Annotated in this window: 11 protein-coding genes; 8 read left to right on the top strand and 3 right to left on the bottom strand. The window is 71.0% G+C overall.

Translation table 11 applies throughout. The features are described from left to right. Positions 1 to 221 precede the first annotated feature (221 nt). Positions 222 to 653: a hypothetical protein gene (locus NGK70_RS21370; RefSeq protein ID WP_251970488.1), complete on the top strand. Its 432-nt coding sequence runs from the start codon at positions 222 to 224 to the stop codon at positions 651 to 653. A 186-nt stretch (positions 654 to 839) separates the two neighbouring features. Here the strand turns inward: NGK70_RS21370 and garD are convergent, their stop codons facing one another. Then, positions 840 to 2,435, bottom strand: coding sequence for a galactarate dehydratase (garD, locus tag NGK70_RS21365; RefSeq protein ID WP_251970487.1), 1,596 nt, complete (start codon positions 2,433 to 2,435; stop codon positions 840 to 842). Positions 2,436 to 2,659: 224 nt separating this feature from the next. Here garD and NGK70_RS21360 point away from each other — a divergent pair, with 224 nt between their 5' ends. The 6 genes from NGK70_RS21360 (at position 2,660) to NGK70_RS21335 (ending at position 9,050) form a co-directional block, all read left to right on the top strand. Then, positions 2,660 to 3,625, top strand: a complete 966-nt coding sequence (locus NGK70_RS21360; protein WP_251970486.1) for a Bug family tripartite tricarboxylate transporter substrate binding protein — start codon at positions 2,660 to 2,662, stop codon at positions 3,623 to 3,625. A 105-nt stretch (positions 3,626 to 3,730) separates the two neighbouring features. Next, positions 3,731 to 5,056 (top strand): glucarate dehydratase, encoded by a 1,326-nt coding sequence (gene gudD, locus NGK70_RS21355; RefSeq protein ID WP_251970485.1) that lies wholly within the window; start codon positions 3,731 to 3,733, stop codon positions 5,054 to 5,056. A gap of 19 nt (positions 5,057 to 5,075) precedes the next feature. Beyond that, positions 5,076 to 5,885 (top strand): 2-dehydro-3-deoxyglucarate aldolase, encoded by an 810-nt coding sequence (garL, locus tag NGK70_RS21350; RefSeq protein WP_251970484.1) that lies wholly within the window; start codon positions 5,076 to 5,078, stop codon positions 5,883 to 5,885. Between the two features lie 18 nt (positions 5,886 to 5,903). Then, the gene (locus tag NGK70_RS21345) at positions 5,904 to 6,833 is read left to right on the top strand and encodes a 2-hydroxy-3-oxopropionate reductase (protein WP_251970483.1); all 930 of its coding nucleotides are present in this window, start codon (positions 5,904 to 5,906) and stop codon (positions 6,831 to 6,833) included. 42 nt (positions 6,834 to 6,875) lie between these two features. Beyond that, positions 6,876 to 8,204: a glycerate kinase type-2 family protein gene (locus NGK70_RS21340; RefSeq protein WP_251970482.1), complete on the top strand. Its 1,329-nt coding sequence runs from the start codon at positions 6,876 to 6,878 to the stop codon at positions 8,202 to 8,204. Between the two features lie 99 nt (positions 8,205 to 8,303). Then, entirely contained in the window at positions 8,304 to 9,050 is a 747-nt protein-coding gene (locus NGK70_RS21335) for a FadR/GntR family transcriptional regulator (RefSeq protein WP_251970481.1), read from the top strand. A 76-nt stretch (positions 9,051 to 9,126) separates the two neighbouring features. Here NGK70_RS21335 and NGK70_RS21330 read toward each other — a convergent pair whose 3' ends face one another. Then, the gene (locus NGK70_RS21330) at positions 9,127 to 9,846 is read right to left on the bottom strand and encodes a phosphatase PAP2 family protein (protein ID WP_251970480.1); all 720 of its coding nucleotides are present in this window, start codon (positions 9,844 to 9,846) and stop codon (positions 9,127 to 9,129) included. A gap of 20 nt (positions 9,847 to 9,866) precedes the next feature. Next, positions 9,867 to 11,603, bottom strand: coding sequence for a phosphoethanolamine transferase (locus tag NGK70_RS21325; protein ID WP_251970479.1), 1,737 nt, complete (start codon positions 11,601 to 11,603; stop codon positions 9,867 to 9,869). A gap of 111 nt (positions 11,604 to 11,714) precedes the next feature. On the opposite strand from NGK70_RS21325, the gene NGK70_RS21320 reads away from it, so the two are divergent. After that, positions 11,715 to 12,374 (top strand): response regulator transcription factor, encoded by a 660-nt coding sequence (locus tag NGK70_RS21320; protein ID WP_251970478.1) that lies wholly within the window; start codon positions 11,715 to 11,717, stop codon positions 12,372 to 12,374. Positions 12,375 to 12,415 lie beyond the last annotated feature (41 nt).

Genomic DNA, 12,415 nt, shown 5'->3' with positions numbered 1-12,415 from the left:
CGGTTTATCTGCCGCTGGCTGCCCAGCCGCCCGCTTGCCTGCGCCTCGGGGGCGGCAGATAAACGCTAGCTGTTAGGCATCACATTCAACCAGTCGTGCGCTCCATCATCCTCATTCTTGCGACCGTCTTAGCCTCAGCCTGCAACAACGGGGGCGGCTACTACGTATCCACGCAAGCGGCGGCGTCAGCACCTGTGCCCGGCACTCCAAGACCGCCTGAGATGGTCCTGCCTCTCGAAGTCGATCTCAAGGTTGCCGAGACGTTCGTCCGCATCGGCTATGGCCTCGAGAAGGGTTTTCAGTCCACCGGCTTCCTGACCCCCAGGCTACGGACCGTTCAAGCGGTTCCGCTTATCAAGATGGTCAAGCAGTACAACGACTTCGAAGGGGAACGGGTTGCTGCTGCAGTGCAAGACCTACGTGGCAAGGTGTCAGGCGTCGAGTTCGGCCGCGATGGTTCACCCGTCCTCTTTATCGAGCTCCCCTACTGGACGCACCAACGCGAAGAGACAATGATCGAAGGCACGGGCGTGAAGATCGACGACAAAGACACCGAGCAGTTCATCACTCACTTGCGGAAAGTCTTCGTCAGCGACCTTAAGGCGTCTGAGTTCTCGGTCCGCGGTAGGACAGTGCGCGTCTGGTGGAGTTGACGGTGACGCCTAGTCAGGAGACGATTTGACACAGACGTGTCCTGACGAGTTTCCCACTACTTGAAGCCTGCAATACTTGATTTGCTCCTGGGCCACCTGACGATTGTCAGTCGAGCGCGATTGTGGGCGGCGGTAAGGTGGTGATCTCGATAAGTCGGTCAGCGTCCACGCTCCGTTGACCGCCCCTCAAGTCACCGGCGCCGGGTTGAACAGCACCAGCGCGTTGTGCAGCTTCCAGTGCTCGGCCCAGGTCTTTCGGCCGGAGGCCACCTCCAGCAGCAGGTGGAACAGGGCCCAGCCGGCTTCTTCGATGGTCTGCTCGCCGTCGGCGATGCGCCCGGCGTTGAGGTCCATCAGGTCGTGCCAGCGCCGGGCGAGGTCGCTGCGGGTGGCAACCTTGACCACCGGGCAGGCGGCCAAGCCGTAGGGCGTGCCGCGGCCGGTGGTGAAGACGTGCAGGTTCATGCCGGCGGCCAGCTGCAGCGTGCCGCAGATGAAATCGCTGGCCGGCGTGGCGGCGTAGACCAGGCCGCGCTGGCCGGGCCGGAGCTTCTCGCCCGGCGCCAGCACGTGGGCGATGGGCGCACTGCCGCTCTTGATGATCGAGCCCATCGCCTTTTCGGCGATGTTGGACAGGCCGCCGGCCTTGTTGCCGGGCGTGGTGTTGGCGGCGCGGTCGACCTGGCCGCGGTCGAGGTAGCGGTCGTACCAGCCGAGCTGGTCGATGATCTGCTGCGCCACCTGTGGCGTTGCCGCGCGGGCGGTGAGCTGCTCGACGGCGTCGCGCACCTCGGTGTTCTCGCTGAACATCACGGTGGCGCCGGCACGCACCAGCAGGTCGGCGCAGAAGCCCACCGCCGGGTTGGCGGTGACGCCGGAAAACGCGTCGCTGCCGCCGCACTGCACGCCCAGCACCAGCTCGCTGGCGGGCACGGTCTCGCGCTGGCGGGCGTTCAGGCGCTCCAGGTGGGGGCGGGCGTGCGCGACGATGTCATCGAGCATCGAGGTGAAGCCCACGTGCGCCTCGTCCTGCAGGCAGACCACATCGAGCGGTTCTTCCGAGGGGGGGCCTCCGGCGCTTCCAGTGCTCCCGGCGATCGGGATGCTGCCGGGGGGCAGCAGGCGCTCGGGCTGCAGCTTCTCGCAGCCCAGGCTGACGACCAGCACCTCGCCGCCGAAGTTGGGGTTGAGCGAGAGGTGGCGCACGGTGCGGATCGGGATCACCGCGTCGGGCGCGTCGATCGCCACGCCGCAGCCGTAGCTGTGCTCCAGCGCGACCACGCCGTCCACGTTCGGATAGTGCGGCAGCAGCTCCTCGCGGATGCGCCGCGCGGCGTGCTCGACCACGCCGGCCACGCACTGCACGGTGGAGGTGATGGCGAGCAGGTTGCGCGTGCCCACCGAGCCGTCGGCGTTGCGGTAGCCCTGGAAGGTGTGGCCGGTCAGCGGCTCGACCGGCGGGCGGGCCGCGGTGGCCATCGGCAGGCCGTGGAGCTCGCGCGCGGCGGGCATGCGCAGGCGCTTTTCGTGTACCCAGCTGCCGGCCGGGATGGGCTGCAGCGCGTAGCCGATGGGCACGTCGTAGCGCCGCACCACCTCGCCCTCGGCGAGGTCGGCCAGCGCCACCTTGTGGCCCTGCGGCACACGCTCGCGCAGCACGAGCCCGGCGCCGACCGGGCCGGGCAGCATGGTGCCGGCCGCCAGCCCGCCGTCGTTGGCGACGATGGCGACGTTGTCCGCTGCGTGCATGCGGATGACGAGCGGGGGGCGGGTGGAACTCATGGCGCCTTCAGTGAGAGTGGGTCGGTGACGTTGTTTGTTGTCGTACAACATGGATCATAGTTTCAGGTCCCTGCCACGGTGTCAAGTCAGCCGATTGACGGGTTTACCCTGTGCGATTGGTCGTCGCATCAGGGTGCCAGGTGGGTTGACACTGCGTCGTCATGTTGTACGATGACTAACGACAATTTCCTTCCCGCTTTGACGGAAGCACACGGAGACACCCGATGAAGAAGCTGTTCGCCCTGGCCGCTGCGTTCACCCTTGGCGCTGCGCTGATGTCCCCCGCCTTCGCCTGGCCGGACAAGCCCGTCACGCTGGTGGTGCCCTTCCCGCCGGGCGGTGCCTCCGACACGGTGGCCCGCGCCATCGGCCAGAAGCTGCAGGAGCGGCTGGGCCAGACCTTTGTGGTGGAGAACAAGGCGGGCGCCACCGGCACCATCGGGGCTGCCCAGGTCAAGCGTGCGGCGCCGGACGGCTACACCTTCCTGGTGACCTCGCTGGGTCCGCTGGTGATCGCGCCGCACCTGCTCAAGGCGGTGCCCTACGAGGCCGGCAAGGACTTCGACTACCTCACCGTGCTGGTGGCCGCGCCCAACGTGCTGGTGGTGCCGGCCAACTCGCCGCACAAGTCGGTGGCCGACGTGCTGGCCCACCTCAAGGCGAATCCGGACAAGATGAGTTTTGCCTCGTCGGGCAACGGTTCGTCCGACCACCTGACGGCCGAGCTGTTCTGGCTGCAGACCGGCACCTCCGGCGCCCACATCCCCTACAAGGGCGGTGGCCCGGCCATCTCCGACCTGCTGGGCGGCCAGGTGGACGCCGGCTTCATGAACATCAACTCGGTGCTGCAGCACATCAACGCCGGCAAGCTCAAGGTGCTGGCCATCACCAGCGAAAAGCGCTCGCCGCTGCTGCCCAACGTGCCGACGCTGGGCGAGTCGGGCATCAAGGGCGCCGACGTGCAGTCCTGGCAGGCCGTGGTCGGCCCCAAGGGCCTCCCGGCCGACGTCCGCGCAAAGATGCATGAAGGCCTGCTGGCCGCGCTGGCCGACCCCAAGGTCAAGCAGCAGTTCACCTCGGTGGGGCTGGAGATCGTGGGCAACACGCCCGAGCAGTTCGTGGCCTACCAGGCGCGTGAGAACGCGCGCTGGAAGCAGCTGATCGAGACCCGCAAGATCACCGCGGATTGAACCCCCCGTTGCGGCTGACGCCGCTCCCCCCCCCAGGGGGGCGCCTCCAGCGGACCGGCAGAGCCGGATCCGCGGCGGCTGCTTGCCAAATACCCATCGTCTGCCATGTCCTCTCACGCTCCCACCATCCAATCGCTGCGCGCCATCCCCGTTGCGGGGCGCGACGGCATGCTGCTCAACCTCAGCGGCGCGCACGCCCCCTTCTTCACCCGCAACCTGCTGGTGCTGACCGATTCGGCCGGCCGCACCGGCGTGGGCGAGGTGCCCGGCGGCGAGAAGATCCGCCAGACGCTGGAGGACGCGGCCGCACTCGTCGTCGGCGTGGGCAGCCACCTGGCGGTGCTGCAGGCGGTGCAGAAGGCCTTTGCCGACCGTGACCGCGGCGGGCGCGGGCTGCAGACCTTCGACCTGCGCATCACGATCCACGCGCTGGCCGCCATCGAGTCGGCGATGCTGGACCTGCTCGGCCAGCACCTCAACCTGCCGGTCTGCGACCTGCTCGGCGAGGGTCGGCAGCGCGATTCAGTCGAGATGCTGGGCTACCTCTTCTTCGTCGGCGACCGCACGAAGACCGACCTGCCCTACCACTCGGAGCCGGACGCGGACAACGCCTGGTTCCGCCTGCGCCACGAGGCGGCGATGACGCCCGAATCGGTGGTGCGCCTGGCCGAGGCCGCGCGCGAGAAGTACGGCTTCAACGACTTCAAGCTCAAGGGCGGCGTGCTGGCCGGTGATGCCGAGGTGGACGCCGTCACCGCGATCCACGAGCGCTTCCCGGACGCGCGCGTCACCCTCGACCCCAACGGCGGCTGGCTGCTGAAAGATGCCATCCGCCTGGGCCAGCGCATGCGCGGCGTGGTCGCCTACGCCGAGGACCCCTGTGGCGCCGAAGGCGGCTTCTCCGGCCGCGAGGTGATGGCCGAGTTCCGTCGCGCCACCGGCCTGCCCACGGCCACCAACATGGTGGCCACCGACTGGCGCCAGTTCGTGCATGCGCTCAGCCTGCAGAGCGTGGACATCCCGCTGGCCGACCCGCACTTCTGGACCATGGCCGGCTCGGTGCGCGTGGCGCAGACCTGCCGCGACTGGGGCCTGACCTGGGGCAGCCACTCGAACAACCACTTCGACGTCAGCCTGGCGATGTTCACGCATGTGGGCGCCGCCGCGCCCGGCAAGGTCACCGCCATCGACACCCACTGGATCTGGCAGGACGGCCAGCGCCTGACGAAGGAGCCGCTGCCCATCGTCGGCGGCCACGTCGCGGTGCCGAAGAAGCCCGGCCTGGGCATCGAGCTGGACATGGTCGAGGTCGAGAAGGCCCACCAGCTCTACCTGCAGCACGGCCTGGGCGCGCGCGACGACGCCATCGCGATGCAGTGCCTGATCCCCGGCTGGACCTTCGACCCGAAGCGGCCCTGCCTGGTGCGCTGACCGCAGAACAGGACCCCCCATGAGCCGCCCCCCTTATTCCCCTTTCCCCAACACCTTCCGCCAGGCCCTGCGCGCCGGCCGCACCCAGATCGGCTGCTGGCTGTCGCTGGGCAGCCCGATCACCACCGAGGTGGTCGGTGTGGCCGGCTTCGACTGGCTGCTGCTGGACGCCGAGCACGCGCCCAACGACGTGCTGACGCTGATCCCGCAGCTGATGGCGCTCAAGGACAGCCCGAGCGCGCCGGTGGTGCGCCCGTCCTGGAACGACACGGTGCAGATCAAGCGGCTGCTGGACGCGGGCTGCCACAACTTCCTGATCCCGATGGTGGACAGCGCCGAGCAGGCCCGCGCCGCGGTGGCCGCCACCCGCTACCCGCCGCAGGGTGTGCGGGGGGTGTCGGTCTCGCAGCGCAGCAACCGCTACGGCGCGGTGCCGGACTACTTCCAGCGGGTCAACGACGAGATTTGCGTCATCGTGCAGATCGAGACCCGCGCCGCGGTGGCTGCCGCCGCCGAGATCGCCGCGGTGGAGGGGGTGGACTGCCTCTTCATCGGCCCCTCTGACCTCGCCGCGGCCTACGGCCACCTTGGCCAACCCAACCACCCGGAGGTGCAGGCCGCCATCGCCGAGGTGCAGGCCGCCGCCCGCGCCGCCGGCAAGCCCACCGGGATCCTGTCACCGGCCGAAGCCGATGCGCGCCGCTACCTGGCCCAGGGCATGACCTTCGTCGCCGTGGGCAGCGACCTGGGCGTGCTGCGCATGCAGACGCAGGCACTGGCCGACAAGTTCCGCGACCCGGGCGCCGGACCGATCGCCGCTCAGTATTGAATCCGAAAGAAGCATTCCATGACGACCTCTTCGACTCCCTCCCTCAACCTCGGCTTCATCGGCCTGGGCATCATGGGTGCGCCGATGGCCGGCCACCTGCTGGCCGCCGGGCACCAGCTCTTCGTCAACACCCGCAGCGCGGTGCCGGCCGCGCTGACCGATGCGGGCGCCGTCGCCTGCGCCAGCGCCCGCGAGGTGGCCGAGCGCGCCGACATCGTCTTCACGATGCTGCCGGACACCCCGGACGTCGAGAAGGTGTTGTTCGGTGAGAACGGTGTCGCTTCCGGTCTGACTTCCAATGGTGGCGCCGGCAAGCTGGTCGTCGACATGAGCAGCATCTCGCCGATCGAGACCAAGCAGTTCGCCGCGCGCCTCGCCGCGCTGGGTGCGGACTACCTGGACGCCCCCGTTTCCGGCGGCGAGGTGGGCGCCAAGGCCGCCAGCCTGACCATCATGGTCGGCGGCAGCGAGGCGGCCTTCGCCCGCGTGCAGCCGCTATTCGCGCTGATGGGCCGGAACATCACCCACGTCGGCCCGGTCGGCGCCGGCCAGACCACCAAGGTGGCCAACCAGATCATCGTGGCGCTGAACATCGCCGCGGTGGGCGAGGCGCTGGTCTTCGCCAGCAAGGCCGGTGCGGACCCGGCCAAGGTGCGCCAGGCGCTGATGGGCGGTTTCGCGTCCAGCCGCATCCTGGAGGTGCATGGCGAGCGCATGATCAAGCGCACCTTCAACCCGGGCTTTCGCATCGCCCTGCACCAGAAGGACCTGAACCTGGCGCTGCAGGGCGCCCGTGCGATGGGCGTGGCGCTGCCGCAGACGGCCAACGCCGCGCAGCTGATGAACGCCTGCGCCGCCCAGGGCTGGGACCAGCTGGACCACTCCGCGCTGGTCAAGGCGTTGGAACTGATGGCGGGCCACGAGGTGGCACAGGCGCCGGCTGCCTGAGCTGGCTTACCCTCGGCCTCCCGTTCCGACCCCTGCAATGTGATGACCACCACCCCGACCGATGCCGAGGCGCGCGCGCTGCTGCGCCGCCTGTTCGATGCCGCCATCGCCTCGGCCCAGCCGGCGCTGTGCCTGCCACCGCACCTGCCGTCGGCCGAGGAACTGGCGGCGGTGCAGGCCGCGGGTGGGCGCATCGTCGTGATCGGCGCCGGCAAGGCCTCGGCGGCGATGGCCGCAGCGCTGGAGGCGCACTGGCAGCCGCTGGCCGCCAGCCAGGGCCTGCGCTGGGAGGGCCTGGTGGTGACGCGCTACGGCTACGCCCAGCCCTGCGCGCACATCCAGATCATCGAGGCGGCCCACCCGGTGCCCGATGCCGCCGGGCTGGCCGCGGCCGAGCGGCTGCTGGCCTACGTGCAGGGGCTGAGCGAGCGCGACCTGGTGATCTGCCTGATCTCCGGCGGCGGCTCGGCGCTGCTGCCGCTGCCCGCGCCCGGGCTGACGCTGGCCGACAAGCAGGCCATCAACCGCTCGCTGCTGGCCTCGGGCGCCACGATCCGCGAGATGAACGGCCTGCGCCGCCACCTCTCGGCGATCAAGGGCGGCCGCCTCGCCGCCGCCTGCCACCCGGCGCGGCTGCTGACGCTGGCGATCTCCGACGTGCCGGGTGACGACCCGGTGGACATCGCCTCGGGCCCGACCGTGGCGGACGCCACCACCTGCGCTGACGCGCTGGCCATCGTGCGGCGCTTCGGCATCGAGCTGCCGGCCGCGGCGCGGGCGTGGCTGGAGAGCGGCCAGGGCGAGTCGGTCAAGCCCGGCGACCCGCGGCTGGCGCGTGCCGAGCTGCGGCTGGTGGCGGCGCCGCAGCTGGCGCTGGAGGCGGCGGCCGAGGTGGCGCGTGCGGCCGGCTGGTCGGCGCACATCCTGGGTGATGCGCTGGAAGGCGAGGCGCGCGACGTCGGCAAGGTGCTGGCGGGCATCGCGCTGCAGACGGCGCGCCGCGGCCAGCCCTTCACGCCGCCCTGCGTGTTGCTCTCCGGCGGCGAAACCACCGTGACGCTGCGCGGCCAGGGCCGCGGCGGGCGCAACGTGGAGTGCCTGCTGTCGCTGGCGCAGGCGCTGGGCGGCGAGCCTGGCGTGTGGGCGCTGGCCGGGGACACCGACGGGGTGGACGGTGCGGAGGAGATCGCCGGAGCGATCGCCACGCCGGACACGCTGGCACGTGCCTGGGCGCAGGGGATGAACGCGCTCGACCGGCTGGCGGACAATGACGGCCACGGGTTCTTCGGCCGTCTCGGCGATTCGGTGGTCACGGGGCCGACGCTCACCAACGTGAACGACTTCCGCGCCCTCCTGATCGCCGGCCGCTGAGGCCACTGAAGGAAGCGGGAAGCGCCGATGTCCTGGCTGCCCGCCGCCAACCTCCTGCCGCCTTCTCGACGGCCTTCTCGACTGTCATCACGCCTGCCCATGAACGCTCCCTCTGCTGCATCGACCATCCCCCGACGCCGCCCCCGCACGCTGGCGCTGGAGCTGGTCGATGCGTTGGCCGAGCGCATCCGTGACGGCCGGCTGGCCACTGGCGACAAGCTGCCCACCGAGGCGGCGGTGATGGCGGAGTTCGGCGTCAGCCGCACGGTGGTGCGCGAGGCGATCTCCAAGCTGCAGGCGGCCGGGCTGGTCGAGACGCGCCACGGCGTGGGCACCTTCGTGCTCGGCCTGGGCGATGCGGGCGAGGGCCCGGGCTTTCGCATCGCACCCGAACAGATGGCCACGCTCAACGACGTGATCGCGGTGCTGGAGCTGCGCATCGGCGTGGAAACCGAGGCCGCCGGGCTGGCGGCGCAGCGCCGCACGGTACAGAACCTGGGCGTGATGCGCGCCGCGCTGGACGAGATGGCCGCGGCCGTCGAGGGCGGCCACGACGCCGTGCAGGCCGACTTCCAGTTCCACCGCGAGGTCACTCGCGCCACGCAGAACAGCCACTTCGCCGAGCTGATGGATGCGCTCGGCCTGCAGGTGATCCCGCGTGTGCGCCTGGAGCCGGGCCAGGCGCCCACGCCCGAGCGCCAGGCCTACCTGCGCCGGGTACAGGCCGAGCACGAGAGCATCTACGACGCGCTGGTGGCGCAGGACGCCGACGCCGCCCGCGCCGCGATGCGCACCCACCTGGCCAACAGCCGGGAGCGGCGGCGCAAGGCAGCCGCGGCGGGCTGAACCGGGTCCGGGTCTGGGGCCGGGGTCGGGGTCGGGCCCGGGCTCAGTCAGGCCCAGGTCGGCCCAGCAGACCGGGTCAGGCCGGCGATGCCGACGGTGACAGCGCTGCGCGCAGGCGCGGCCACTGCATCACCAGCGCGCAGGTGACCCAGCACAGCCAGGCCGACCAGAGCGTGTGGCTGGGGTAGTGCGCGCCGCGCAGCATCTGTGCCGCGCCGAACAGGCCGCCGACCAGCAGCACGCCCGCCAGCCAGGCGCGCGCGAAGCCCGGCCGGTGCCACCGCATCAGGAAGTACACCGCGAAGAAGGCGAAGGCCGCCACCGCGTGGCCGGAGGGGAAGCAGTGCCCGCCGCCGCCGTCCGTGACGCCAAAGGCCCAGTGCGACACATACTGCGCCCGGCCGCCAAACTCGGCCAGGTCCCAGGGGCAGCTGGTGTGGCTGCTGCGCTTGATGCCCGGCACCAGCACCAGGCAGGCCAGGGTGGCCGCCAGGGCGCGCCAGCGTTCGCCGCGCGCCGGGCCGGGCAGCAGCGGCCGCAGCGTGTCCACCAGCAGCAGGCCGAAGATGAGCCAAGCCAGCGCCCGCCCGCCGTCGTGCATCAGGCTGCTGGTCAGCCAGGCGTCGCGCCAGGCAAAGCCCTGCGCGTTGCCGACCAGGTGCATCACGGGCCGGTCCAGGCCGGAGCCGTCCCAGGCCAGCAGCAGGGCGGCGCCGGCCAGCGCCCAGGCCAGGTCGGTGCGCAGGCGGTGGCGGGGCGGCGCGGCAGTTGCTCCGGCGGACTTGGCGGCGGACATGGGTGGCGGCTCGCTCGGGGTCAGTGGGCCGCGGTCGCCGCGGCGGGGGGCGCGCTGTTCACCATACTGGGCGGCGTGCTGCGGCAGTCCTGCGTCAGGTCCCAGCGTGGCTCCTGCACGCTGCTGCGCACGTCGAGCAGGCCCAGCAGGGTGTGGAAGAGGTGGTCGTGGCTGGCCGGCTCGGCCGCTCGCCGCTGCAGGCAGGCCGTGTCAAGGCCCAGCGCCTGCGTGAAGCCGGGGGAGAACCACATCAGCATCGGCACCTTGGTCTGCACATCCGGCGCGATGGCGTGCGGGATGCCGTGCAGGAAGAGGTTGTTCTCGCCGAGCGACTCGCCGTGGTCGGAGGCATAGATCACCGCGCTGTCGACCTGGCCGGCGCTGGCCTGCAGCTGGCGGATCAGGCGGGCGACCACGTGGTCGGTGTAGAGCAGGGCGTTGTCGTAGGCGTTGACGATCTGCTCGCGGCTGCACAGGCGCAGGTCGTCGCTCTCGCACGCAGGGGTGAAGCGGTTGAACGCTGCCGGGTAGCGGCGGAAGTAGGACGGGCCGTGGTTGCCCAGCTGGTGCAGCACCAGCAACTGCACGCCCTTGGCGCTGGCGAGCCGCTGGTCCAGGCCCTGCAGCAGACCCTCGTCGAGGCAGCGGCCTTCGGCGCACAGGCCGGGCAGCTTGAGGGACTCGACGCTGTCGTTGGGCAGGCCGTCGCACACGCCCTTGCAGCCGGACTGGTTGTCGCGCCAGTGCACCGCCACGCCGGCACGGGCCGCCACATGGAGCAGGCCCTCGCTGCCGCGGATGCGCGACTCGTCGTAGTCGCGCCGGCCCACCGGGGCGAACATGCAGGGCAGCGACACCTCGGTGTTGGTGCCGCAGGCGGTGACGTCCTTGAAGGGAATCACCGGCAGTTGTGCCAGCTCGGGGGTGGTCTGGCGGGCATAGCCGTTCAGGCCCCAGTTGGCCGCGCGGGCCGTTTCCCCGACCACCAGCACCAGCAGGCGGGGGCGGGTGGCCGTGGCAGCCCAGCTCGGGCCGGGCCTGGCATCCGTGCCGATCGCCTGGCGCGGCAGCGCGGCGCCCTTGGCGTCGGCCGCGACCACCGCACCCAGTGACCAGAGGTAGTTCGCCGGGGTGATGAGGTAGCGCACTTCCTTGTGGTTGCGCATCAGCGAGGAGAAGGGCTGGAACACCGCCATCAGCGCACCGACGGCCGCCACCGCGGCCAGCAGCAGCGCGCCCAGGCGCACCAGCGCGGCGCGCCGCCAGGGGCGCTGCACCACGCGCACCCGCCACAGCAGCAGCAGCGGCAGCACGGCGTAGATCAGCAGGTGCGGCAGCAGCGTCCAGGTGAACAGCTCGCGCGCCTCGTGGACATCGGTGCGCAGCACGTTGCGCAGCATCGAGGGGTCCAGGAAGACGCTGTAGCTCTTCATGAAGAAGGTGGCAAAGGCGGTGGCCACCGTCAGCACCGCCAGCAGCGGCTTGACGGTCCAGCGGTTGGACACCAGCGCCAGCAGCAGGAAGTGCAGCGCCACCAGCAGCACGCCCAGCGCCAGGGCGAACCCCCAGCTGGCCGGGTCGGCCAGGCCGCGGTCCTTCAGCGCCGCACCGAAGAACAGCCGGTTCGCCGCCAGGGCCCAGAACAGGCTGGCCACCAGCAGCACCTGTTCGACGGTGGCCGGAATCGCAAAGCGCTGCGGCAGGTCGGGCGTCTCGGAGGTGGCGGGGCGTTGGAGACGCAGGGCAGGTCGGAACATGGCCCGTATTGGAACCGCATGGGCTGAAGCATGCGTGAAGTGGCTGCGCGAACCCGCTGCAGCGGTGGTACCTTTGCCCTCAGACCTGACTGTGCGATCCACCGACCGACCATGCGTTTGCTCCTGATCGAAGACGACGACATCCTGGGCGAGGGCCTGCGCGACTACCTGCGCGCCGAGGGCCATGGCGTGGACTGGTGCCGGCGCCTGGCCGACGCCGCGGCCTACCGCGGCGAGCCCTATGACGGCCTGCTGGTCGACTGGCAGCTGCCCGACGGCTCGGGCCTGGACTGGCTGCGCGAGCAGCGCCACCGAGGCGACACCACGCCGGCGCTGATGCTGACGGCGCGCGACCGGCTGAGCGACCGCATCCAGGGCCTCGACAGCGGGGCGGACGACTACCTCGTCAAGCCCTTTGCGCCCGAGGAGCTGGCCGCGCGCCTGCGCGCCATCACCCGCCGCGTGAGTGGGGGCACGGCGGCCCGGCGGCGCTTTGGCGAGGTGGAGATCGACCTGGCTGCCCGCAGCGCCACGGTGGGCGGCGTGCCGGCGGACCTGACTGCGCGCGAGTGGGCGGTGCTGGAGGCCCTGGTGCTGCGCGCCGGGCGCATCGTCGCCAAGACGGACCTGGAGAGGCTGGTGCTGGGCTTCGAGTCCGAGCTGGCCAGCAACGCACTGGAGGTGCACGTCTCGGCCCTGCGCCGCAAGCTCGGCCGCGAGTTGATCGATACGGTGCGGGGCCTGGGCTACCGCGTCGGGGTGCCGCAGTGAGGAAACGCCGGGCTGCCCCCCGTTTCCTCAACCCCCTTGGG

The sequence above is a fragment of the Sphaerotilus microaerophilus genome (genome assembly GCF_023734135.1).
Classification (GTDB): domain Bacteria; phylum Pseudomonadota; class Gammaproteobacteria; order Burkholderiales; family Burkholderiaceae_C; genus Sphaerotilus; species Sphaerotilus microaerophilus.
This window is presented reverse-complemented; position numbering and strand designations above follow the sequence as displayed.

What these genes read in the sequence shown, in the direction of transcription:
- NGK70_RS21370 (WP_251970488.1), top strand. Translation starts at nt 222, where the DNA reads ATGGTCCTGCCTCTCGAAGTCGATCTCAAGGTTGCCGAGACGTTCGTC.
- garD (WP_251970487.1), bottom strand. Translation starts at nt 2,435, where the DNA reads ATGAGTTCCACCCGCCCCCCGCTCGTCATCCGCATGCACGCAGCGGAC.
- NGK70_RS21360 (WP_251970486.1), top strand. Translation starts at nt 2,660, where the DNA reads ATGAAGAAGCTGTTCGCCCTGGCCGCTGCGTTCACCCTTGGCGCTGCG.
- gudD (WP_251970485.1), top strand. Translation starts at nt 3,731, where the DNA reads ATGTCCTCTCACGCTCCCACCATCCAATCGCTGCGCGCCATCCCCGTT.
- garL (WP_251970484.1), top strand. Translation starts at nt 5,076, where the DNA reads ATGAGCCGCCCCCCTTATTCCCCTTTCCCCAACACCTTCCGCCAGGCC.
- NGK70_RS21345 (WP_251970483.1), top strand. Translation starts at nt 5,904, where the DNA reads ATGACGACCTCTTCGACTCCCTCCCTCAACCTCGGCTTCATCGGCCTG.
- NGK70_RS21340 (WP_251970482.1), top strand. Translation starts at nt 6,876, where the DNA reads ATGACCACCACCCCGACCGATGCCGAGGCGCGCGCGCTGCTGCGCCGC.
- NGK70_RS21335 (WP_251970481.1), top strand. Translation starts at nt 8,304, where the DNA reads ATGAACGCTCCCTCTGCTGCATCGACCATCCCCCGACGCCGCCCCCGC.
- NGK70_RS21330 (WP_251970480.1), bottom strand. Translation starts at nt 9,846, where the DNA reads ATGTCCGCCGCCAAGTCCGCCGGAGCAACTGCCGCGCCGCCCCGCCAC.
- NGK70_RS21325 (WP_251970479.1), bottom strand. Translation starts at nt 11,603, where the DNA reads ATGTTCCGACCTGCCCTGCGTCTCCAACGCCCCGCCACCTCCGAGACG.
- NGK70_RS21320 (WP_251970478.1), top strand. Translation starts at nt 11,715, where the DNA reads ATGCGTTTGCTCCTGATCGAAGACGACGACATCCTGGGCGAGGGCCTG.